Here is a 24,300-nt window from a genome sequence, read left to right on the forward strand (position 1 = left end):
GCAGGCCTGCCGCTCAGCTGCCTGTCTTCCGCTACCCCCTCTGTTTTCTTGACGTGCCGGTATTCTTCACTTTACCATACTTTATGTTTTCTGCCCCACAGTCTCTCATCGGACCGGATCACAGGATATTCGGGATTTACAGGATATCATCGTTCCGCCAGTCTCTTGGCGGAATACGGACAGAATACATTCCCCAGTGCTTTGTGACGAGGGGTCGCGGCACAATAAAACAAAAGGCACCAGGCCATGCCCTGCCCCTTTCATTTGTCGCACAACAAAAACAGTTGTACGACAAAAGATGGATTCTGACGGGCAACCAAACTTTGAATTCACGGTCCATACGGCAAAACCCGCCCTGCGAAACTTTTTTACCGGCTGCGAATAATTTTCGCAGGGACTGGTGTCGAGTTTCCGGTAACTCGTTTAAAAACAATGCAATTTATCTGGTCCGGGTAGTTGCGTGTTTTGCAACGATGCTTTGTTTGGCTATTTACTCATTTTATATTGGAACGGCCAGAGCCCCTGTTGCTCGAACTTGTCTTTCAGCACAAAACGCCAAACGGGTCAATTCAATCAAAATAATGCTTGACTTTTAATAGTTTAGTTTGTAAAGTTGCAGAGGGTCGGTGGTATTGAGGGTCGGGAGAAGCATCTGACGCCGAATGCATCAATGGATTCGCGCAGCGTTACGGGGCGGTGTCAGAGAGAAAAAGGAAATACCACGGAACCGCGAAATTCACGGCACAGAACACCTTCGGGGCGGATGCGGAGTTTTCCTTTTTGTTTAATCGGATCGGTAACAGTTGAACTCTTTTTAGAGATCGCAGTGCGTTACCATCTCAAGGAGCCTATTCAAGACTTGAGTGATGAAGAATTACTATCACTAGCCTCGCTACAGGCCTTTTGTATTATCAATGATATTGTCTCATTCGATGGAATTGAAAAGGTTAAAGTGGGCAGCTTTGGAAATGAACCAGATTAGTGATTTGACGTTGCTAAAAGAATTAAAGAATTTGAATTATGTACGTTTGTGGCACAATCACATTACTGATATCAGGCCACTGGTAGACAATAATGACATAAGCAAAGGAGACATTGTCGATTTGGACCGTAACCTCCTGATTCAACAGTCAATAGAAGAATATATTCCCATCCTGCAAGAACGATGTGTTAATGTTACGTGGTGAGAGGGCCAAAAATATGTTGCTATTAATTTATTATAGTATTTGTCCAAAAGTATGGCGGGCCATCAAATTCCTTCTAAAACGCCTCATCTATAATTTTAGATGAGGTACAAATGTGAATAAATATGCTTTAAATCATAGGAGAATAAAATGAAAATCATATTAATTATTATTTTGATGCTAATATCAGGATGTGTTAAAAACCCCTCCGGTTCAAATTCAATTTGTAGTTATGACCATGTACTGCTGGATACTACAAATATTGAAATTAAATAAACAGGATTTACTGAGGAACATGGGGGTTGGAATCATTTGTTGATTTATCTGATTGTTCTATCGCAAATCAGCCTGATAATATAAATGTATTTATAGTTAGATTAAAAGTACTGGATTCAGATAGTATCAGCGGTAATACTGCAAATGAATTTGTCGGTAGCTATTCTATTCATAACAACAAAATTGATTTCAATATTCATAGCCTTACAGAAATCAATGAACCAGAATGGGCCAAAAAATTTTTGGAAGCAGCCAAAAATACTGATTATGTCTTTATAAGGCAATCTAAACTTTTTATTTTTTATGAACAATCAACCAAAGTAATGGTATTCACTGAAATAAAGGGAGAATAAAACCATGAAAGTGACAAGAGCCTTTTTTTGTTTTTTATTTTTGTCTCAATACTAAATGCACAAATAAACATAGGTGGTGAGCCCTATAGCTTTAGACATCAAATAAATGCCAAAAAAATTATTGAAAATAAAATTGAGAAGGTTACACTACCTCCATTGGATATGAAAAAATTCGTATGGAAGATCTACATGACAGAGCCGATGGCACCCCCCCCTAGTTTGGATATCCATTTAAAGTAAATTTGAATTTATCAAATAGCGGCAAATGGATTGAACTTGATAACGGGGATAGACTATGGCAATCTCAATACATTGTCCTTCAGCCAAATCTATTAATCTATTATATGAAAAGTTCTGGATACCAACTAACGCAAATCTTTATATATATAATGCTTCGAAAACCCACCATATTGGTGGATTTACACGGATAAATAGCAGAGGGAGTAGAGAAAATCCAGGAAAATATGCATCAGGGCTTGTATATGGAGATAAAATAATTCTTGAATACTATGAACCAGTAAATGAAAAAGGGCTGGGTAATATAGAAATTTCATGGATTATTCACGGATATCGACACATTAATATTTTTAATTATTTTGAAAGTACAAAATCTTTTGGTAGTTCTGGTGATTGTCAAGTTAATGTGAATTGTAGTCCAGAAGGGGATTACTGGCAGGATGAAAAGAAGAGCGTTGCATTAATACTGGTAAACGGTTATAGATATTGTACCGGTTCATTAATAAGCAATACAAGTGAGAATGGATTTCCCTATCTTCTCACTGCTGATCATTGTCTTGGCGGTTGGGCTAATAGCTATCATAAATATGATGCTATTGATCAAGACCCAAATGATGGTATAGATGATACAGATTTATCTCATTATTCATTTTATTGGGAATACGAAAGCCCTAATTGTTCTGATGGAACTGATTTTATCCCGCAATCAACTTCCGGAGCAGATGTAATTGCCAATAAATCTGATACTGACTTTGCTTTGCTTGCATTGAGAGAGCATCCGTATTTTTTAGATCCATCGATACAGGTCTATTTCAATGGGTGGGATAGGGGGAGCCCGGGACAAGGTGGCGTTTGTATACATCATCCTGCGGGTGATATTAAAAAAATTGCCACTCATAATATAATCCCCGACTCTTCTAATTGTTTTAATAATAGGCCAAATAGTAATTTTTGGAAAATTAACTGGATTTCTACAACAAACGGCCATTCTGTTACGGAAGGAGGGTCATCGGGTTCTCCGCTTTATAATAGTAATCATAGAGTCATAGGTCAATTATATGGTGCTGCCTATTGCGATGATCCGAACTGCAGTGATCCCGACAATGATATTGCTAATTATGGAAAGATTAGCATTTCCTGGAACAATGACACAGATCCAAGAAGACGATTGAAAGATTGGCTGGATCCTCTTAATACCAATCCAACCTCCTTGGATGGAAGTTATATCAGTCCTTATATGACTACATCAGGTACCTTACCATCTTCTGAATTTTGGGCTGGCACGCATACTCTTACCGGAAATGTAATAGTACCTACAGGAATGATACTCAGACTCCAATCCGGCGCAACCATCACCACCAGCAACGGTTCCGACCTGATCATCAATAACGGCGGCTCACTGCTCATCGGCGAGGATGCGACTTTTAACGTGGATGTGCTCTCGCATGCCGATATTGCAGTTGAAAACGATTTTACCATGGGCAGCAATGTCGATTTTACCGTGGAAAACGGCGCTCTGATGACGATCGATGAGGGCGTGTCTGTGGATTTTGGCGCCAATTCCTGTCTGATCATCGACGAGGCCGCGATTCAATGTGAGGATGCAGCGTTTAATTTCACCTCCAACACAGGCGGAATTACCATAGATAATCCATCCAATTATTGTTCTTTCAATACCGTTGAAATTTCCAATGCCAGCACCGGACTGGCGATTGAAAACTGTTCCAGTGTAAACATGCCTGATATTGCCCTGGTCAAATTTCTGAACAACGACATTGGACTGCGAATCGACAATACCACGGCAACGGTCACCGATTTTCAAATTCATTCTTGCCAGTTTTCCAATAACAATGATTATGGCATCTATTTGTACAATTCCACTATAGGTGTCGGTTACAGGCCTTATGGATCCTATGGTATGATTGAAAACTCTTCCAGTGGAATTTTGTGCGCCAGCAATACGGATTTATGGCTGCACAAGACCAGTGTCCTTGATCATACCTATGGGATCAATGTAACCCCGGGCTGTTCTGTTGATTTTTATTCATTGAGCGGCATTATTGCCAACGGAAACAATATCCTGGGTGATAATACATATGGTGTCTATTTTCAATACTACAGCGATGGCAATTTGGGAGAAAGCGGATCATATAATCACTATGGAGAAAACGTGTTTGACAACAGCAGTTATGATATTTACAAAAGCAGTTCACCCACAGTCAAGGCGGAAAAAAATTGCTGACTGCACCCGCCCGCTTACAGCCAGTATGTTGATATTTCTCCCAAATCACCCAATTCGCTATACAAAACCTCAGGCGAGATCCATTATGATGAGGAATTTCTGCAGGTAGAAAAACTGGTGGCAGACAGTTTGTATGCTGAGGCTCTCGCCTTATTGGACCAGCTGGCCCGGCAAACTCCGGACAATGCCATCAGCTTGCGGGTGCTGTTTAGAATGCGTCAAATCTATGCGCTTGCTGATCAGTTTGAGGGGTTTGCGGCACAGCTGAATAAATATCATGATAAACTCCCCGAAACCTTTATCGGTAAATTGGCTTACCGGCTGTCGGTGCCTTCTTTGCTGAGGATCGGTCGGGCGCAGGAAGCGCTGACCCGGGCCAATGACTTGCTAAGCGTGTATGAAAAAGACGACAGCAGACAGGATGAAACCGCCTGGCTGTTGTTTGACCGGGTTATGATTCAGCGTTATATGAACAAACGCGGTTTGAGCAAAAGCAATGCCGGCCCGCAGCAGGATTTGAACGCGATTGTGAACCAATATGCGGAAACCGGGGCCGCGGAGCACGTCCGCCGGTTATTCAAACTGAACCAGGAAAAGGCGCCTGAAATTGCTGAAAAATCTCTGCCGGAAAAATTTACAGTCTATTGCAATTATCCCAATCCCTTTAATCCCGAGACCCGCATCAGCTATGATGTTCCAAAGGCGGAGCAGGTGGTCATTGATATTGTATGATATTCAGGGACGCAAGGTATCTACCTTGTTCAACAGCACAGTCGAGTCCGGCCGGCATTCGGTGATCTGGCAGGGTCTTGATGCGTTTGGAAATCCGGTTGCATCCGGAATGTATTTTTACCGGATCCGGTACCAGGATCACGCTATTACCCGCAAAATGCTGCTCATGAGGTGAGTGATCCAGGCAAAGCAGGGTGGGGTTGTCATTCGGTTTTATCCGGGTTTGATGAACATTCGTTACAAACCCACCCTGCTGGACCGGATCACAGAATATTCAGGATTTACAGGATTCTTTCCATCGTTCCGCCAGTCTCTTGGCGAGATGCAGCCTGGACACTCGTGTGTCCAGTGTCCGTATTCCCGGACAAAATACATTCCCCAGTGCTTTGTGACGAGGGGTCGCGGCACAATAAAATAAAAGGCACCAGGCCATGCCCTGCCCCTTTCATTTGTCGCACAACAAAAACAGTTGTACGACAAAAGAGGGTAACTCTGACAGATATCTGTGTTTCCAGACCGGACACTGTGTCCTCTCTTTCCCACGCCTAAAGTCAAAAGTCAAAAATTCAATAGTTTGTCTCGTTCGTTTTGTTTGTTGCTATTTTTTTTAAAAAATCATTTGTAATCCTGATTAAATTTTATATATTAGTGTCACACATACATTTCGATTCAAGGGAAGACGGTGCAAGTCCGTCGCAGCCCCGCTACTGTAACGGGTTACAACGACCGCAACCAAATGGCCACTGGGAAACCGGGAAGGCGCGGTCGGAGGTTCGAGCCCGAAGCCAGGAGACCTATCGAGATGATCATTGAGGAAACCTCCGAGGGCGAGGTTGATCGACAGCACAAGCGTTTCCCCTCCCCTTTTTCGTTTCCCCATTGATGTACAAACACATTCCCCGGTTTCCCGCCATATTTCAGGACAATCCATGATGCTTTTAAGCCAATGCAATCTGTGTCGCTATACGACTGCGCTTCTGTTGTTGTTTGCTTGTTTTGCGCTCCAGTCCCGGACAGCAACCCGCATTCACGGCAGCGTGCTCGATGCAGCGACCGGCGCCCCATTAAACGGCGCCAATATCACCCTTGAAAATCAGGCCGCCGGCGCCAGCACAGACGCCTCCGGCCGCTTTGAACTGGTGAACCTGTTCCCGGGCGATTATATCCTGAACATCTCCTATATCGGTTATCAGCCCCGTGAACAGCGCGTTCAGGTCACCGGCGACCAGCCCGTGGTGCTGAACATCCGGCTCCAGCCCGCGGTGGTGCAGCTCCGCGACGTGGTGGTCGAGGCCGACTCTCCCGGCGAACGCGGCCGCACCACGGTGATCAATGACCAGACCTTGCGCCGCACCGGCGCCGAGGATCTGGGACAGGCGCTGCAGAGCGTGGGCGGACTCGCCGTGACCTCTTCCGGCGGCAACGGCGCTTCGGCCGGACTGTCGATCCGCGGCAGTGAAACCAATCAAGTGCTGGTGCTTTTGGACGGCCGCAGACTCAATGATCCGGTCAGCGGCGAGGTGGATCTGGCTCAGATTCCGGTGCAGTCCGTCAAACGCGTTGAAATCACCAAAGGCGCAGCCTCGGCGCGATACGGCAGCGGCGCCCTGGGCGGTGTGGTAAATATCGTGACCGGCGGCGAACACTCGAACCAAATACGTCTCAGAACCCGGCTCGGCTCTTATGGATTTTTTACCACAGAACCCTCCGTATCCCTGCAGACGCAGCATATCAACGCCACCCTGTCCTATCAGCGCCAGAGCGCCGATAATGCCTATCCGTATGCATTTCAAACAGCGGATGATGAACACTCATCCCGGCAGCGTGTCAACGCCGATATGTCGCGCAACAACCTGTTTGCCGGAGCCGACGCCCGGTACGGGGATCACAGCATCGGGGTCAAGGCTCAGCTGTACGACACCCGACGCGGATTGCCCGGCAGTATTTACAGCCTCACCCCCTGGGCAGAGTCGCGCATTCAGCGCCATACCTTGACGCTCAATTATCGTTTTCAACGCAATACTCTGGAACTGACCGGGTCGCTCGCTTATGCTGATCATCAAACCACCGACAAAAACCTGTGGCCGGATAATGCAGCACTCAAGTATCGTTCCACACCGCGCTATCGTTTCAGCTCCCGCACCGTCTCTCCCCGGACAAAATGGATGCTAAATTACAAGGCCAACGGCTGGTGGCGTATCCGCTGCGGTATGGAAGCGCGCGTATTGGAATTTGAAAACAGAGACGAACTGCGCAGCGCCTCCGTTACCCTGGCTGAAACCACAGAACATTCGTACGGTGTGTTTATGGACCAGCAGCTGACCGCCCGGTCCCGCTTTGTCAAGCTGAGCCTGCATTCTATGCTGCGGTTTGACCGGACTGTACTCGATCACACGTCCGGTGACCGCGTTATCGACCAATGGAGTCCGGCTGTAAATGCATACCTGTCCCCGGCCGGCTATGAAAATCTGAGTCTGCGCGCCTCCTGGAGCCGCGGATTTCGTCTGCCGACCTATGCCGATTTGTTTTACCGCGATTTCCGCGTCCAGGGTCAGGCCGACCTGCTGCCGGAAACCAGCCTCAACCGGGAATTCGGCGTCACCTGGACGCTGCAGACTCCCTGGCAGCCGTCTATTGACGCCTCGCGATTTCATTACAGCATTAACAACATGATTGTATGGCGTATGGGCAATTTTCAGGTATTCAGTCCCGATAACACCGACGCCCGGGTGCACGGTGAGGAAATATCCGTCCAGACCGAGATCCCGGCGAGCCGGGTGCAGTTACATGGTCATTATATGCACATACGATCCATTAACAAAAACAAAAACATCACGTTATTCAACAATCATCTCCCCTACCGTCCGCGCCACACGGTTAAAGCCGGTATATCCATGCAGGTCCCGGACTGGCACGCTAGGCTGAACGCACGTGTTGTCGGGGAACGCTTTCTCAATCAGGCCAACACCAAACACCTGCCCGGCTATACGGTGGTGGATTTCACAACGAGTTATACGCTGCACATCCGCCATGCAGATCTAACTCTGCAACTTCAGATCAACAACCTGCTGGATGAACGCTATCAAATTATCCGTGACATGCCCATGCCGCCGCGGGAGTGGCGGCTGGGACTGGAGTACAGCCTCAACCGAAATTTTTTCTAATACATACTTTTACTGTAAACGGAGGACCTGCTGCATGAAACATTGCTCTATGCTGTTTATGATCCTGATATTAACTGTTTTTGCATTCAACACCCGCGCCGACGTGCCGCGTAGCATCTATGCCATCAACGCGTCCGCGGAAACCATTTCCAAACTCAATATTGAATCCGGTCACATTGCGCAGAATATTGCCAAAACCGGCCAGATCCCCAATGATATCGTCTATTGGAATGAAAAAATATATATTGTCAATTCGACCACCAGTTCGATCCAGATTTTAGATCCGCGCACAGACCGGATCACCGGCAGCATTGCCCTGCAGGAAGGCGGCAATCCCTGGAGCATCGCATTCACTGGAACACAGCGCGCCTATGTGTCCAATTACGTCGCCAACAGCGTCTCGGTCGTGGACATTGAAACACAGCAGATCATTGACAATATTCCGGTAGGGACCGGCCCCGAAGGCATTCTCGTCGTGGGCAACCGCGCCTATGTCGCCAACACCGGCGGGTACAGCGGCGCCGCCCCCTATCAGGGCAGCATTTCCGTCATAGATATTACCACGGATTCCGTCACCCATACGCTGCCGGTGCCGGACAATCCCCAGGATATGGCTCTGGCGCCGGACAACCACATTCATGTGCCGTGCACCGGCGATTATGTGAATACCGGCGGCAGCGTGGCCGTGATCAATCCGTCCGGCGGCGCCGATTACAGCACCCCGACGGTCACGGACACCATCGCCCTGGGCGGCGCGCCGGCGTTCATTGAAATCACCGCAGAGGGTATCGCTTATTGTCTGGATTGGGGCACCAGCGAGCACGGATTCATGTACAGTTACGATACGGCCACGGATTCGGTGCTGCACGACGGCGAATCGCCCATACTCACCGGGCCGAATGCCGGACATTTGCTCTATGATCCCATTGAATCCTGTCTGTGGATCGTCAGCATGACCCAGTGGGGCGGCGACGGCTTTGTGCAAAAGTATGATACTGAACTCGACACCATCACCCGGACCTCCGGGGTGATCGGCAGCGGCACCCAAAGGATCGCGCTGGTGGATCAAATTTATGACATCACCCCCTGGGCGGATCAGGTGGTCGAATTCACACCCGGCGCCGGCGCCGGTTTCGGCGAAAACTATTTTCCCACCAATGTGCTCGGGCCCCCCGATCCCGATCCCATGTTGAGTATCTATCAAAGCAGCAACAAACCTCAGGAAATTTTGTCGCTGGGCACCGGCGGCGAGATTGTTCTCGAATTCATCGATACTATTATCGTGGACGGGGAGGGCGCAGATTTTACCGTGTTTGAAAATCCGTTTGTCTACAGCATGGGCGGCGAAGACCATGTGTTCATCGAAGCCGGCATCGTGTCAGTGAGTCAGGATGGCAACGAATTTGTCGAATTTCCCTATGACACCGTAACCTGGAGCGGACTCGCCGGCGTCACCCCCACGCTGGACGCTTATCATTTTGACGATCCATCCCGTTCCGGTGGCGACAGCTTTGACCTGGCGGATGTGGGACTCGAATCGGCCCGTTATGTGAAAATCCGAGATCTCGGCTCTATCAAAAAAGAAGGCGCCTGGAACGGCGATTTTGATCTGGATGCCGTGGTGGCGGTGAATTACATATCAACAGAAACGCTAATTGAAAGCAACCCATCGATTTCCGCACCCGCCAATTTTGTGCTGCACCCCAACACACCGAATCCGTTCAATCCGGTTACGCAGATCCGGTTCAGCGTTAATCAGCCCGGACGCATCACGGTTGACATCTATTCCATTACCGGCCGCAACGTCAATACACTGGTCAACCGGCAGTTGTCCGTCGGCAAGTACGAGTTCCAATGGGACAGCACAGATGACCGGGGCCTGCCGGTTGCCAGCGGCGTGTACATGGCGCGCATCAGCAGCAGCCATCACAGTGAGAGCATTAAAATGACGCTGGTGCGATAAACGTATAAAAAAAGGCGATTCCGATGGGAATCGCCTTTTTTTGTCTGCAGCGGTTTCAGTTCGTGTCGTTCGTGTTGTTCGCTGATCGAAAATATAGCAACGAACGACACGAACAAGACAAACATAAAAATAAATCCTCAACAAACAATGTAACAGAAAATACCACCTCAAAGAGAAAAAGAGGCGCACCGCTGTGATGATAGTGGACTCAAAATTAAGTGAACAGCTGAGAGTGACCAGCCGTTTACACCGACACCGGCCTTGACAATATCACGAATCGTAGCCTTTTCTCTCTACCATCGATTCCCAATACTATAATACTGAATATCCAGAACAATCGGATCAATTTTGCTCCAGAGCCCATGCTCACCGCGGAAAGGCGGAATGCCGCTCTCCACCGAAATTCCCGCGCCGGTGAACGCGGTGGTATGCGATGACTTTTGCAGCCACTCGACCGCCTGGGAAAGTTTATATTTCAGCGATCGTTTTGCGTATGTCCTGTTCATAGTCGGGGAAATAAGTACTGATGAGTGTTAGATTGAATTCAGAGAGTATGGATTCTTTGGGTTCTCTGTTTAGCAGAAACTCAAATGACAATCTAATGAGCTCGTCTCTGGCGATTTTTTCATTTGTTAAACGCTGATAAACGTCATCATTTAGATGCACGGTGTGCTTTGATTGGCTGCTGTTTTCCTGAATGGTAACCTGAAATTCATTGTTGTTTATGGTTTTTACCTGAATCATATTTATCCTCCGGATTCTTTTGCATATAAAAATTGAATTTAATAAACTATTGAACACAAAAATTACAATAGGCTATGACGGGCCAGGCAGTGCTCATTGAATTTTCAGGGCATCCCGGTTCAAGCATCCTTCCTACTATTTAACAAGATTGTTCCGCAAGATTCATTCATTAAAAACATTTTTTTACATGAATTCAAATATGCTGCGGCTGGTCCTGTTTCAGACCCCGGTCGCAGAGCAGAATTCCGTTCAAATGACCAATTTCCTGCTGCAGTACGTACTGTCCCCCCTGTTTGGTAAGCCTATTCATCACGGCTCGCCGTCAGTTTTTCAATAATTCGCACATTTGCTCTCGGAAAAGCAAAATCGGCCAACTCTTTCGGTTTCACCCATTTCCAGGCTGCGCATCCCAGGGTTTGAGGTTCACCGGTCAGGTAACGGCAATTGTATACATGCAGAGTGACCGAAGTGCGTGTAACCGTGTTCAATCGTGGTAAACAAATCCTCAGCCTGGACTGTTACGCCCAGTTCTTCCATCACCTCGCGTTCTGCGGCTCGCTCCGGCGATTCTCCCGGCTTTATTTTTCCGCCGGGGAATTCCCACAATCCGCCCAGCATAGCAGCTTCTTTTCGCTGATCGATGAGCAGTGTACCATTGCGCCAGACCAGGCCAGCAGCGATATGGTAGTGCGGACGTTCACGTTTTGGGGATTTGACCGGAAATTTTTCCTGCTCCCCGTACTGTCGTGCTTTGCATAATTCTGAAACCGGGCATAGCAAGCATTGAGGCGATCGTGGGGTGCAAATAAGCGCACCCAATTCCATCAACGCCTGATTGCAAGTGCCGGCCCGGCCTCTGACCAATAGTTGCTCCGCCAGCTTGTGCATTATCTTTTTACCTTCTGTCGATTTGGGATCGGTATTAATACGGAATACCCGGCATAACACACGATTGACATTGCCGTCCACAACCGCGAGATCCTGGTCAAAAGCAATGCTTAAAATCGCAGCAGCTGTATAAGGCCCGATTCCGGGCAGTGCTCTGACAGCCTTTAGAGTGTGCGGGAACACACCTTGATGTTGATCCACGATCACCTGAGCCGCTTTTTTCATATTGCGGGCGCGGGCATAATAGCCGAGCCCCTCCCACATCTTGAGCAGGTCAGCCAAATCGGCATTCGCCAAATCAAAGACCGTCGGAAATCGCTTTATAAATCGTTCATAATACGGAATCACTGTTTTAACCTGAGTCTGTTGCAGCATAATCTCGGAAATCCAGATGCGGTATGGATCACTCGTTTGCCGCCAGGGTAAATCCCGGAATTCATCCTGATACCACTCAATCAATTGATTTTGAAAGGTCTGAACAGTTGCTTTACCGGGTTGCGTTTTCATAATGTTCCTGATTAAAGAAATAAAAGCCGGCAAATATATACAGCAGCCAGTACACCGGCTATATCCGCGGTGAGTCCGGCCGGAATCGCATAGCGGGTTCGCTTGATGCCGACAGCGCCAAAATACACAGCGATCACATAAAAAGTGGTTTCCGTACAACCATAAATTGTAGAGGACAGATAACCGATAAAAGAATCAGGGCCGTGGGTTTTGAGCAGCTCACTGATGAGTCCCAATGTACCGCTTCCGGACAAAGGCCGCATGACGGCGGCAGGAAGTACCTCAGCCGGCAAACCGATCGCTTGTGTGAGCGGGGAGAAAGCGGCTACCAAAAGCTCCATACCACCTGAAGCGCGGAACATCGCAATAACTGCAAGTATGGCCACTAAAAAAGGAATAATTCGCACAGCCACCTGAAATCCTTCTTTTGCTCCCTCGATAAAGACCTGATAGATATTTACTTTTTTGATAAACGCAAAAAGAGGAATCAAAAACAACAGCGCCGGAATGGCCCAGATCGATATTTTCCGAATGACAGCCTCAAACAAACCGGGCGGCAGCACAGCGGTCAAACGACCGGCAACTCCCGTGGATAACAAGATTTTAAAAACAACAATCACCGTAAAAAGCATCAAAATGCGCAGCCAGTATCGGCGCAGCTTTTGCAGAAAGGCAGCCGGGCCGGCGGCCAACTGTGAATAGACGGTAACTGCAATAATTGCAACCAGAGTGGCGACGACAGATGAAAAAATAGTGGTACCAATGACAGCGGTGGGATGCTCGGAACCGAGGCTGGTTCTCACGCCTATAATAGTCATGGGGATAAATGTGATACTGGCCGTATTCAGCGCCAGAAACATAATCATGGAGCGGGTAGCCGTATCTTTATCGGGATTCAATTCCTGAAGCTGTTCCATGGCTTTGATGCCAAAGGGAGTTGCCGCGTTTCCCAGGCCCAGCCAGTTGGCAGAGATGTTGAGCATCATCGAGCCGATGGCCGGATGATCTTGTGGGATATCCGGAAACAATCTGCGGCTTACAGGACGGATCAGGCGCGCGAGAAGACGGATCAATTTCGCATCTTCCGCAATTTTCATAATCCCGAGCCACAAGGACATGATGCCGATCAATCCAATGGCAATGTTCACAGCCGTTCCGGCCATTTCAATGGCGCTTTGTGTGACATTTTCAATATTGCCGGTGAACGCTCCGATACCAACAGATGCCAAAATTAAAAACAACCAGACGTATTTCATATATAGTCCTTGTTAAATTCCCTTTAAACTACAGTTTTTTAGAAAAAGAATCAAAGAGTTTCGTTGCTTGAATCTATGTTTAAAAACCGTTATATTTCAGGAAAAAATCTGCCATGGCACCTCGAAAAAAGATCATAATAGACGGATATAATTTTATCCTGCGATTTCATGATATCACTCCCGGACAGGACGACGCATTATATATCGCACGCGAGCAGTTTATTCACAAAGTCATCTCTTTCCGTGGCAATAAAGCCATGGACATTATCATTGTTTTTGACGGCCAGGATATTAAGGGATTATCCAAACAGCACCGGCCGGCCGGCATTAAGGTCATGTTTTCAAAAGCGCCTCAAAAAGCGGATCCGCTTATTTTGAAACTACTGGATCAGGCTGCTGACACTCGTCACATCACATTGGTCACCTCGGATCGCGGACTGGCACACCGCGCCACCCTGTACCAATGCAATATACAAAATGTTGAAGAGTTTGCCGCTTCTATGCGCCGCCCTGTTATAGAAAAACCGCGCGAGATCGAAAAAAAATACAACAGTAGTCAAATGTCCCAATCAGAGCTGGACGAATGGCTGCGCTTGTTTAATGAAAAGGATACGGATTAATCCCACCTGGTTTCTTTGCGAGTATAAACCAGGTGGGATTGAGCCATTTGTTAAAAAATCCGGGATGATCCGATATCAAACGCATGAATGCTTGCGTACCGGTGCTCTGTATCATTGTTTTTACCAGTTTCAGATGCCAGGGCCGATTCCACAGCGACTCGGGATGAGAAAACGCATAATCAGCCACTTGACAGTTTACCCATTGCCAGTAAAGACCCGCTTGTCGGAACAATTCATGCAATCTTGAATACTCGAAAAGCTGCGGAAAATCACTGCGTTCGTTTGCCTGCCAGCGCAGAATATTCACGATCAGCCTTTTCACCTGACTGCGGTTCAAGAGTGATACCAGCGGCAGAGAATAGTGTGGATCGCACAATACATTCAAAACTGCAACTTTATTGGGGGTGGATGCATAGAGTAATCCACCTGGCTTGAGTACACTTGTAATCTGCTGCAGACAGGTAACAGGATTTCTGAGATGTTCAAGAACATCGACAAGCAATACAGCATCATATTCCGCACTTGCGGGAAGATCATCTACAGTTTTTATATCCAGCTCGTGGCGGGCCGCAATCTCGGCCAGCTCCGCCAATTTAGCCGGAACAATATCCAGGGCTGTGACGTGCGCTCCAGCCCTTGCCATTTGAAGGGCTATACCTCCGGAACCGCATCCGAAATCCAGTATCTGTGCCTGGGAAAGCCGGATATGCGATTCCAGTACAGACCTGATCAGCATGCCGCGCTGTCCGGCAAATGTATCGTAATTGGCCCACAACGTATGATTGATATTTTTCATAAGCTCAAATAAAAATCCAAATTTGATTCAACAGTCCGGCCGGTTTATGAGATGTCGGGTTCAGGCGGCATTGGGGCATTTTATTTCCAGGTCAGTCGCCCGAGAAACGCGACAGGCGCAGATAACAGGTGATATACGGGGAAAAAAACGTTCCAGCCCAGAAACCCCAATAAATTCAATTTACCATAGACCTGTTTTAGAAACCATGAAAGAATCAAAAAATCCATACCCAGCTTTGCCAATAAAAAGAGTCCAAAATATTCTGACCCACTAACCGGTGCAAGCCAAAGAATCACATTAAAAACATGATACAGTGCATATCCCCACCCGGCCCCGGTATGATAGTGTTTACCGGATGAAATATGTCTTTGTTTTTGCACAAGAAAAGCCCATATCCCGGATGGGCCTTGGGACGGCACTGTTGCATCCTGATTCATACAATAAGCTGTATCCCATGGACTGCTATTTTGAACAGCGTGCAGCAAAAAATCATCATCACCGGAAAGCGTATCCGGTAACGCCGCATAGCCGCCAATGTCATTCAGCGCCTGGCTTCGTACCGCCAGATTTCGTCCGGTGCAGGTCACTCCGTGATTCCAGCCAATGGTTCCAGCGCTGACCAAAGCTGCGGCTGCGCTGTCAATACACAAAACAGCGCTCCATAATCCGCGGCCGGCAAGTTGCGGAGAAAAGCCCGCCAAAAGACCGGTATGAGGAGAGAACCGCGATACCATCCGGGACACCCATCGAGGTCCGGGCGTACAATCTGCATCTGTGAACAGAATAATTTCGCCTGTTGCCTGCTGCACAGCCAGAGCAAGGGCGGCTTTTTTGCTGCTTTTCCACAGACTTGCGGTGTTTTGAAAAACACGCAACCGGGGATCTGTTCGCGAAATCGCTTCTGCATAGTTGAGCGTTTTATCCGTGGATTGATCAACGACCACAATGAACTCGATACGGTCCTGGGGATAAGATTGCGCCAAGAGTGCTTTCAGGCAGTTTCGGATCGTGTTCTGTTCATTTCTGGCAGCCACCACACAAGACACAATCGGAGTGTGGTCATTATGATGATCGGTAATCTTGAAACGCCTCGCATCAGACAGAGCAAAACAACAAAATATCCTAAAAGTACGCTGGAAAAAAAAATAAACATAACCGCCTTTTTGTTGATGATGTGAGAAAATTTAATTAAAATCTTGAGAAATTCAAAGATTATTAAGATATTAGGATGCAGCAATGCACCCAAACATCGAGGAGAAAAATGGCTCAGTCAGATCATTTCAACTGGCTTTACAAAAGGCCTGTATTACTTGGTTTCATTATTATTGCACTCGTCATTGTAACACTGGCCGGCGTCAAGTATCTGGCCAGTCGGCATTATCGGGATACCATAAAAAACCTGGAGCAAAGACTCACGTTTGTGCGTTCAAAGTTGGAATCTGAGAGCCTACGCCAATATGAAATTGACAAAGTGATCAGCATCATTGAACTTTATAACCGGGATTTGGACCAAACGCGCAAGTATGAAATTGCCGATGAAATCTACAATATGACCCGGCAATATCCCAATTTAAACACCGCCTTGTTGACCGCTGTGATTACCACTCAGACCCGGGGCACATGGCAGCCCGGTTATATGACCGAAAATGGCAGAATGGGCTTGTTTGCGCTTTTACCGGTTACTGGTATGCTTATTGCTTCTCATACTCAGGTCATATGGAGTTCACCGGATGTTGTTTTAACGGATGCTATTTATAACATCAGAATCGGAAGCCATTACCTGTCCAGTTTGATCACGACATATGACATAGATGGCGGATTGGTCGCACTGATGGAAAGTGAAAAAACCGCAGCACGATGGAAACATTCCGGCAAAAAAAACAGTTATTTACCAACAGAGATTCGCTCTCATTTGGAGCAGCTGTATAATCTCTACCAGGAGCAAAAATGAACAATCACCCTCATTTTCACCGTGAATGGGAAAGACAAAGGAGTAGAACATGCAAAAATTAATCATCCTATTTCTCTTTTTAGGATCATGCGTCTATGCCCAGGGCAATCTGGACATCAGAGCGGGTTACCTGGGACCGAAAGATACAAAAAACAGTATGATGTTCGGCGTCTCTTTCGGGAATTCATTTGATGAAGCAGTAAAAATCGGCATTGGGGCAGATTTTTATCACAAAAGCTACTCAAAAATGAGCAAAGTTGCAATTGAAGAAGGCAAACTGACCGAAATCCGAACGGAACAGAAACTGGTTGATTACAGTCGCACCATTATACCAATCAATCTGGATATCCGGGTCAAGATACCGGCAGCGCAGGTTTACAATTTCGGTTATTTTGTCAGGGGAGGGTTGAGTTATCAACTGCTCTGGAGTCAGGAAAAAAATTATGAAGATGATAGCAAAGATATGCGCCGATTTGGAGGTTTGGGCTGGCAGGCGGGAGCCGGTGTCTATTATCAGATAGGATCCCGGTCTACGGCTTACGCGGGTGCATTATACAACAGCTGTGAAGTCAGCCGTGATATGTCCCGGGGAGAAAAATCTCTTCCGATAGCACAGTATGTTGATTTGTCCGGTTTTGGTTTTCAAATCGGTGTAGAACTGGACTTGCAATAAAATGATGATGAACCAACAACAACATTTTCGAATTGGATTCGGAAGCAGACTTACTCCGGTTGTCAAGTATCTGTTGATTGCCAACGGTGCCTTTTTTGTTTTGCAAACACTGTTGGGGCCATCGCAACCGCTGGTTCGCTTTCTTGCCCTGTTTCCGGCTCATATCACTGAACGTTTCGCAATCTATGAACTGGTCAGCTATATGTTTCTGCATGGCAGTTTCTGGCATTTGTTTTTTAATATGTTTGCCCTGCTCATATTTGGATGCGAAGTCGAACTATTATTAGGGAGTAAACGCTTTCTCCAATTTTATTTCTTCACCGGCATCTTTGCCGGGTTGTGCCATTTATTATTTAACTGGGGCGAACAAGTGCCGGTGATCGGGGCATCAGGAGCGATCTACGGTGTGTTGGTTGCCTTTGCCGTTTTTTTCCCGAATCGGGTCATCACCCTGTTACTATTCTTCATTCTTCCGATTCAGATGCGGGCTCGGACGTTGGTTCTGGTATTTGTTGGGTTATCGGTATTTATGGGACTGCGAGGTGAAATATTCGGCACCGCTGACAATGTAGCACATCTCGCGCATCTGGGCGGGGCTGTTGCCGGATATTTATTTTTGAGATATCGAGCGCTGATGCAGCGGGGGTTGCGCAGTATTTCAAATACTCAACGCATACACAGAGAAAAAAAAGAACAGCAGCAGAATATGTTTCTTGACGAACGGCGACGTGAAATTGATACAATTCTTGACCGGATCAATAAAGTCGGATATGACAACATTACCCAAAAAGAAAAAGAAACACTAAAAAAAGCGAGTGATTATTTACAGAAATATGACAAATCGTCATAGGCATCCACGGGTTTTACTATTCAGACTCGTACTATCCGTATGGCTCATGGCCGGTATATCCCTTTCGGCAAAAGAGCTTACCATAGCAACACAAAACATCCAGGCGCAAATTCCGATCACATTGCGGGATAACGCCTCTTTAATTTCGGCGTCAGAACTGGCCCAGGCGCTGGACTCTCCAATCCGCACCCAGCCCCAGCAGGCCTCTTTTAAAATATCCTATCACACAGTGCAGGTGTATGCTCACAGCCCGTTTGTTCAAATTGACAATGAATTCTATCAGCTTCCGCTCAAAGTGCAAAGCCGCTTTGACGGATATTTTCTACCCTATCCTTTTTTCTGCGCTCTTTTCGCATCCCTGGATTCAAGAATAGAATTTGACCAGACGACTGATCGCTTTATCCTCAATCAACAGAACTCTACAATACAGGATTTGCTGATTCACAGCACAGACCGCTCGATGCAGTTGATTATGAAAATGTCAATTGAGCTTACCAAGGATGACATACGATTTGAGCACACCGATCGTTCTATTCAATGCCAAATCAAGGGTGGAATATTCAGTCCGGAAATTGATCTGCAGACGATCCGACATCTATTCAAACACGTTGAAATCACACACTCTGAGCATGAAACGGGAACGCTGTTTTTAGAGTTTAGCCAGAATATGGTTTTTGATTCCCTTGAGGTCAGCCCGGACAACCAGCTCGTTCTGGTGTTTCACGAGTACGAGCCGGAAATGGAACAAACCATTTTTACAGAACTCAAAAAAGAACGGGAAAAATGGCGGATTGACACCATCATTATCGATCCGGGGCACGGAGGAAGAGACCCGGGAGCCGTAGGACCGGGCGGATTATACGAAAAAAACATTACTCTTTCAATTGCAAGCGAAATTCGGGATATTTTGAAACAGGAAAGAGATATCAATGTTCGTTTGACACGCGAGTCGAACTCTTTCATTCCTTTGAAACGCCGTACTGAAATAGCCAATCAGACCGGGGGCAAGTTATTCATCAGTGTGCATGTAGATGCAAATCCGGTTCACAGTTTACGCGGACATACGGTATATTTTATGGGGCCGGCCAAGACGGAAGCGGCGAGACAGGCAGCCCAGTTTGAAAACTCGGTTATAAAATTTGAAAACAAACAGTCACATTATGATAAATTATCAAACGCGGCATTTATACTGGCGGCAAATGCACAGAATTCCTATAACAAGGAAAGCCAGGATCTTGCGGATATCATCGACCATAAAATAACTTCCATCTGCAGATCCAGAAGCATTGGTGTCAGACAAGCGGGCTTTTATGTTTTATATGGAACGTCCATGCCAAATGTATTGATTGAAACCGGTTTTATGACCAATCCGCAGGATCGGTCCAATCTTCGGAATGCATCTTATCAGAAAAAACTCGCGCAAGCGATCAGCAAGGGGATTCTTGAATTTAAAACCAAATACGAAAATATGACATTATAATGGTTTCACCCCTTATAATACCGTCCCTGTACCGAATCCCGATCATATAGTTCTTGATCGACAGCATTTAAAACCTTCAGTTTATTCAAAGCCCAGCGGGGTTCGATCAACAATTCATCCGGGGCTTCTGCAGTAAGGCGTTGAATCACCATGTTCTCGTGCAAATGTTCAATAACATTGCATACGATATCGACATAATTCTTCAGTACCAGAGGCTTTATTTTTTGCTGAACATAGTATTCGGCCAGCGGTGTATTTTTCAATATCAAAAGGGGATGGATTTTAATTTCTTGAACACCTGAGCGGGAAACAAACTCTGCGGTTTCAATATAATCTGATAACGTTTCGTTCGGCAAGCCAATCATAACATGCGTACAGATGCGCACCGGAAGTTTTAAAAGCCGCACCACGGCATCAAGATAGTCGGTTGCTGTGTGTCCTCGGTTCAGGAATTTTAGCGTATGTTCATGACTTGATTGAAGGCCCAATTCTACCCAAACATCAACTTTATCCGCAAGCTTTTGTATCACATTCAGAACGTGATCCGGCAGACAATCCGGTCGAGTAGAGATAGAAATCCCGACAATGTCATCTGAATACAGAGCAGAATTATACATCTTTTCAAGTGTATCGATGGGCCCGTATGTATTGGTAGACGTTTGAAAGTAGACCAGGAATTTACGAATATTTCGTGAGCGTTTGATGGTATAAATCCCCTCTTTAACCTGCACATCAATCGGGAGACCGGTTCGGGCGGTCATACCTGCAAAACTGTCATTTCTGCAAAAAACACAGCCGTTGGAATTATGTGATTTATGAGGACATGACAATCCGGCATCGATACAAATTTTCCATACTTTTTCCCCGTATTTTTGCTTTAAAAATGTGGAAAATTTATTATATCTCGTCATAAAGGCCTCAAACAAAAAAAGCCTTCCGGCAAAGGCCAGAAGGCTTGATATTTAAAACCAGGCAGCGACCTACTCTCCCGTCTCGTCTCCAAGACAGTACCATCGGCGCTGGAAAGCTTAACTTCCGAGTTCGGAATGGGATCGGGTGGTGCCTTTCCGCTCTGACCACCTGGATTTTTTCATTACAATATGATAGTTGAAAGCACAAATATAATCTGCTGCAGCGATAAATAATTGGTCAAGTCGCTCGGACGATTAGTATCACTCGGCTAAACACATTACTGTGCGTACACCTGTGACCTATCAACCTTGTCGTCTTCAAGGGTCCTTCAGTTCCGATTGATCGGAAGGGATATCTAATCTTGAGGAGGGCTTCGTGCTTAGATGCTTTCAGCGCTTATCCCGTCCGAACATAGCTACCCAGCAGTGCCGCTGGAGCGACAACTGGTACACTAGAGGTTCGTCCACTCCGGTCCTCTCGTACTAGGAGCAGACCCTCGCAAATATCCTTCGCCCACGACGGATAGGGACCGAACTGTCTCACGACGTTCTAAACCCAGCTCACGTACCGCTTTAATTGGCGAACAGCCAAACCCTTGGGACCTTGCTACAGCCCCAGGATGCGATGAGCCGACATCGAGGTGCCAAACCGCGCCGTCGATATGAACTCTTGGGCGCGATAAGCCTGTTATCCCCGGAGTACCTTTTATCCTTTGAGCGACGGCTTATCCACTCAAAACCGCCGGATCACTAAGCCCTGGTTTCCCATCTGCTCGACCTGTCTGTCTCGCAGTTAAGCTCCCTTATGCCTTTACACTCTGCGCACGATTACCGTCCGTGCTGAGGGAACCTTTGGGAGCCTCCGTTACTCTTTTAGGAGGCGACCGCCCCAGTCAAACTACCCTCCTAGACAATGGTCCCCAACCCGGTTCACGGGCCCAGGTTAGGATTCCAACAGAACAAGGGTGGTATTTCAACAGATGACTCCACCTGAGACTGGCGCCCATGGTTCACAGTCTCCCACCTATCCTACACATGCAATGCCAAAACCCAATGCCAAGATATAGTAAAGGTTCACGGGGTCTTTCCGTCCCGTCGCGGGTAGCCGGCATCTTCACCGGCACTACAATTTCACCGAGCCTCTGGTTGAGACAGTGCCCAAGTCGTTGCACCATTCGTGCAGGTCGGAACTTACCCGACAAGGAATTTCGCTACCTTAGGACCGTTATAGTTACGGCCGCCGTTTACTGGGGCTTCAGTTCAAAGCTTCTCGCAGATAAATCCGCAATAACTCATCCCCTTAACCTTCCAGCACCGGGCAGGTGTCAGTCCCTATACAGCGTCTTACGACTTGGCAGAGACCTGTGTTTTTAGTAAACAGTCGCCCAGGCCTGGTCACTGCGACCACGTTCTCTTTCACTCGTAAAGAGCTTCCAATACTTGTGGCACTCCTTCTCCCGAAGTTACGGAGCTATTTTGCCTAGTTCCTTAACCAGAGATCACTCGAGCACCTTAGAATCCTCATCCCGTCTACCTGTGTTGGTTTGCGGTACGGACACCTATATAACTCACATAGTGGGTTTTCTTGACAGTATGTTTACGGCCAGTTTATGGGACCTAGTCCCTCCCATTCGTGTCTCGGCCTTAGACAGGCGGATTTGCCTACCTGTCCAGCCTACGCACTTAGACCGGCTATCCACTATCCGGATGGCCTTTCACTCCTGTGTCACCACATAGCTCGAACATTATATCGGTGGTACGGGAATTTTTGCCCGTTTCCCATCAGCTACGCCCTTCGGCCTCGCCTTAGGACCCGACTAACCCTGAGAAGATTAACTTTACTCAGGAAACCTTAGACTTTCGGTGTAGAGGTTTCTCACCTCTATTATCGCTACTCATGCTGGCATACTCACTTCTGATACCTCCAGGTAATCTCACAATTACCCTTCTACAGCATACAGAACGCTCCCCTACCTATCAACCTTACGGTCGATACCGCAGCTTCGGCTCCAGACTTAGTCCCGTACATTTTCGGCGCAAAATCACTTGACCAGTGAGCTATTACGCACTCTTTAAATGAATGGCTGCTTCTAAGCCAACATCCTGGTTGTCTGGGCAATCTCACATCCTTTTACACTTAGCCTGAAATTGGGGACCTTAGCCGACGGTCTGGGTTGTTTCCCTCTCGGATCAGAAGCTTATCCCACTGACCCTGACTCCTGTGAAAAATATGACGGCATTCGGAGTTTGGTTGGGGGCAGTACCCTGGGTAGGGCCCTAACCCATCCAGTGCTCTACCTCCGTCACTCTTATCACAAGGCTAACCCTAAAGCTATTTCGGGGAGAACAAGCTATCTCCGGGTTTGATTGGCCTTTCACCCCTATCCACATCTCATCCCCCAGATTTTCAACTCTGGTGGGTGCGGACCTCCACGCAGTCTTACCTGCGCTTCATCCTGGACATGGATAGATCACCCGGCTTCGCGTCTACCGCACGTTACTAATCGCCCTATTAAGACTCGCTTTCGCTTCGGCTCCTGTGCTGAACACATTAACCTCGCAACGCACGCGTAACTCGCCAGCTCATTATACAAAAGGCACGCCGTCATTCGCCAGTTGGCGAACTCCGACTGCTTGTAAGCATATGGTTTCAGGTACTATTTCACTCCGGGCCACCGGTACTTTTCACCTTTCCCTCACGGTACTAGTTCACTATCGGTCACAAGTGAGTATTTAGCCTTGGATGATGGTCCACCCAGATTCACGCGGGGTTTCTCGTGTCCCGCGCTACTCGGGAGTATATCGTTTAGTTGTCGTCATTTCGCGTACAGGACTATCACCTTCTATGGTCTGACTTTCCAGACAACTTCCACTATGACAACGCTTAAACATACGATATATCCCACAACCCCGACTCACATCAGCAAGCCGGTTTAGGCTCCTTCCCGTTCGCTCGCCGCTACTCAGGAAATCTCTATTGATTTCTCTTCCTGCAGGTACTTAGATGTTTCAGTTTCCTGCGTTCGCTCTGTACTGCCTATAGTATTCAGCAGCCAGATGTTAAGGTATTAGCCTTAACGGGTTGCCCCATTCGGAAATCCCCGGTTCTGCAGTCGTTTGCACCTACCCGAGGCTTATCGCAGCTTACCACGTCCTTCTTCGCCTTCTGGTGCCAAGGCATCCGCCATATGCTCTTAATAACTTGACCAAATCATCTTACTACCCGCAGCAGATTATATTTCGGCTCTTGTACTATCATATTGTCAAAGAACAAACTGACGCTTGTCAGCTGTGTGGAGCTAACCGGGATCGAACCGGTAACCTCCGCCTTGCAAGGGCGGCGCTCTCCCAGTTGAGCTATAGCCCCAAAAAGAGCTTGCCATAGCTCAATCAATCCGGACAGCAGCCCCGACTAGACAAGCCAGTTAAATTGTAAATAATAAAAAGTGAACGTACGGTCAAGTCAAAAAGCG

20 protein-coding genes, 1 tRNA gene, 2 rRNA genes and 1 riboswitch are annotated in these 24,300 nt (G+C 47.2%); of the genes, 13 read left to right on the forward strand and 10 right to left on the reverse strand.

What is annotated here, in order from left to right; genetic code table 11:
* The first annotated feature begins 859 nt into the window (after positions 1 to 859).
* The 8 genes from U5R06_16405 to U5R06_16440 all read left to right on the forward strand — a co-directional run bounded on the left by U5R06_16405 (position 860) and on the right by U5R06_16440 (position 10,151).
* Complete coding sequence (locus U5R06_16405) at positions 860 to 982, forward strand: hypothetical protein (GenBank protein ID MDZ7724336.1); 123 nt, start codon at positions 860 to 862, stop codon at positions 980 to 982.
* Positions 983 to 1,486: 504 nt separating this feature from the next.
* Positions 1,487 to 1,813 carry a hypothetical protein gene (locus tag U5R06_16410; GenBank protein MDZ7724337.1) on the forward strand — a complete coding sequence of 109 codons (327 nt, stop codon included), beginning with the start codon at positions 1,487 to 1,489 and terminating at the stop codon, positions 1,811 to 1,813.
* A gap of 295 nt (positions 1,814 to 2,108) precedes the next feature.
* Positions 2,109 to 4,292 carry a trypsin-like peptidase domain-containing protein gene (locus U5R06_16415; GenBank protein ID MDZ7724338.1) on the forward strand — a complete coding sequence of 728 codons (2,184 nt, stop codon included), beginning with the start codon at positions 2,109 to 2,111 and terminating at the stop codon, positions 4,290 to 4,292.
* 117 nt (positions 4,293 to 4,409) lie between these two features.
* Positions 4,410 to 5,024 carry a hypothetical protein gene (locus U5R06_16420; GenBank protein ID MDZ7724339.1) on the forward strand — a complete coding sequence of 205 codons (615 nt, stop codon included), beginning with the start codon at positions 4,410 to 4,412 and terminating at the stop codon, positions 5,022 to 5,024.
* A complete protein-coding gene (locus U5R06_16425; GenBank protein ID MDZ7724340.1) occupies positions 5,011 to 5,199 on the forward strand; it encodes a T9SS type A sorting domain-containing protein in 189 nt (62 codons plus the stop codon). The genes U5R06_16420 and U5R06_16425 overlap by 14 nt, the downstream gene beginning before the upstream one ends.
* Positions 5,200 to 5,442 carry a hypothetical protein gene (locus U5R06_16430; protein MDZ7724341.1) on the forward strand — a complete coding sequence of 81 codons (243 nt, stop codon included), beginning with the start codon at positions 5,200 to 5,202 and terminating at the stop codon, positions 5,440 to 5,442. It abuts the gene before it with no gap.
* Positions 5,443 to 5,653: 211 nt separating this feature from the next.
* Positions 5,654 to 5,841, forward strand: a riboswitch (cobalamin riboswitch).
* 112 nt (positions 5,842 to 5,953) lie between these two features.
* Positions 5,954 to 8,188, forward strand: coding sequence for a TonB-dependent receptor (locus U5R06_16435; protein ID MDZ7724342.1), 2,235 nt, complete (start codon positions 5,954 to 5,956; stop codon positions 8,186 to 8,188).
* Between the two features lie 34 nt (positions 8,189 to 8,222).
* The gene (locus U5R06_16440; GenBank protein MDZ7724343.1) at positions 8,223 to 10,151 is read left to right on the forward strand and encodes a FlgD immunoglobulin-like domain containing protein; all 1,929 of its coding nucleotides are present in this window, start codon (positions 8,223 to 8,225) and stop codon (positions 10,149 to 10,151) included.
* Between the two features lie 293 nt (positions 10,152 to 10,444).
* Here U5R06_16440 and U5R06_16445 read toward each other — a convergent pair whose 3' ends face one another.
* From U5R06_16445 to U5R06_16460, 4 genes are all read right to left on the reverse strand, one after another.
* Positions 10,445 to 10,657, reverse strand: a complete 213-nt coding sequence (locus U5R06_16445; protein ID MDZ7724344.1) for a Sir2 family NAD-dependent protein deacetylase — start codon at positions 10,655 to 10,657, stop codon at positions 10,445 to 10,447.
* Positions 10,620 to 10,895: a hypothetical protein gene (locus U5R06_16450; protein MDZ7724345.1), complete on the reverse strand. Its 276-nt coding sequence runs from the start codon at positions 10,893 to 10,895 to the stop codon at positions 10,620 to 10,622. Before U5R06_16450 ends, U5R06_16445 begins: the two co-directional genes overlap by 38 nt.
* 423 nt (positions 10,896 to 11,318) lie before the next feature.
* Positions 11,319 to 12,290 (reverse strand): A/G-specific adenine glycosylase, encoded by a 972-nt coding sequence (gene mutY / locus U5R06_16455; GenBank protein ID MDZ7724346.1) that lies wholly within the window; start codon positions 12,288 to 12,290, stop codon positions 11,319 to 11,321.
* Between the two features lie 11 nt (positions 12,291 to 12,301).
* The gene (locus tag U5R06_16460) at positions 12,302 to 13,546 is read right to left on the reverse strand and encodes a nucleoside recognition domain-containing protein (protein MDZ7724347.1); all 1,245 of its coding nucleotides are present in this window, start codon (positions 13,544 to 13,546) and stop codon (positions 12,302 to 12,304) included.
* A gap of 113 nt (positions 13,547 to 13,659) precedes the next feature.
* Here U5R06_16460 and U5R06_16465 point away from each other — a divergent pair, with 113 nt between their 5' ends.
* Entirely contained in the window at positions 13,660 to 14,166 is a 507-nt protein-coding gene (locus U5R06_16465; protein MDZ7724348.1) for an NYN domain-containing protein, read from the forward strand.
* On the opposite strand, the gene U5R06_16470 is transcribed toward U5R06_16465, so the two are convergent.
* Complete coding sequence (locus U5R06_16470) at positions 14,144 to 14,962, reverse strand: class I SAM-dependent methyltransferase (GenBank protein ID MDZ7724349.1); 819 nt, start codon at positions 14,960 to 14,962, stop codon at positions 14,144 to 14,146. The two genes, U5R06_16465 and U5R06_16470, sit on opposite strands and share 23 nt — an antisense overlap.
* A gap of 80 nt (positions 14,963 to 15,042) precedes the next feature.
* Positions 15,043 to 15,999: a glycosyltransferase gene (locus U5R06_16475; protein MDZ7724350.1), complete on the reverse strand. Its 957-nt coding sequence runs from the start codon at positions 15,997 to 15,999 to the stop codon at positions 15,043 to 15,045.
* Positions 16,000 to 16,223: 224 nt separating this feature from the next.
* On the opposite strand from U5R06_16475, the gene U5R06_16480 reads away from it, so the two are divergent.
* From U5R06_16480 to U5R06_16495, 4 genes are read left to right on the forward strand one after another with little or no spacing between them, the layout of a single operon-like run.
* Positions 16,224 to 16,913 (forward strand): hypothetical protein, encoded by a 690-nt coding sequence (locus tag U5R06_16480; protein ID MDZ7724351.1) that lies wholly within the window; start codon positions 16,224 to 16,226, stop codon positions 16,911 to 16,913.
* A gap of 49 nt (positions 16,914 to 16,962) precedes the next feature.
* Entirely contained in the window at positions 16,963 to 17,586 is a 624-nt protein-coding gene (locus U5R06_16485) for a hypothetical protein (GenBank protein ID MDZ7724352.1), read from the forward strand.
* A gap of 1 nt (position 17,587) precedes the next feature.
* Positions 17,588 to 18,436, forward strand: coding sequence for a rhomboid family intramembrane serine protease (locus tag U5R06_16490; protein ID MDZ7724353.1), 849 nt, complete (start codon positions 17,588 to 17,590; stop codon positions 18,434 to 18,436).
* Positions 18,420 to 19,916, forward strand: a complete 1,497-nt coding sequence (locus U5R06_16495; GenBank protein MDZ7724354.1) for an N-acetylmuramoyl-L-alanine amidase — start codon at positions 18,420 to 18,422, stop codon at positions 19,914 to 19,916. The genes U5R06_16490 and U5R06_16495 overlap by 17 nt, the downstream gene beginning before the upstream one ends.
* A gap of 5 nt (positions 19,917 to 19,921) precedes the next feature.
* Here the strand turns inward: U5R06_16495 and U5R06_16500 are convergent, their stop codons facing one another.
* The 4 genes from U5R06_16500 to U5R06_16515 form a co-directional block, all read right to left on the reverse strand.
* The gene (locus U5R06_16500; GenBank protein MDZ7724355.1) at positions 19,922 to 20,827 is read right to left on the reverse strand and encodes a TIGR01212 family radical SAM protein; all 906 of its coding nucleotides are present in this window, start codon (positions 20,825 to 20,827) and stop codon (positions 19,922 to 19,924) included.
* Positions 20,828 to 20,883: 56 nt separating this feature from the next.
* Positions 20,884 to 21,000, reverse strand: a 5S ribosomal RNA gene (rrf, locus tag U5R06_16505).
* Between the two features lie 61 nt (positions 21,001 to 21,061).
* Positions 21,062 to 24,035, reverse strand: a 23S ribosomal RNA gene (locus U5R06_16510).
* A gap of 86 nt (positions 24,036 to 24,121) precedes the next feature.
* Positions 24,122 to 24,194, reverse strand: a tRNA-Ala gene (locus U5R06_16515).
* Positions 24,195 to 24,300: the final 106 nt, after the last annotated feature.

Source organism: candidate division KSB1 bacterium (assembly GCA_034521575.1).
Taxonomy (GTDB): Bacteria; Zhuqueibacterota; Zhuqueibacteria; order Residuimicrobiales; family Krinioviventaceae; genus JAXHMJ01.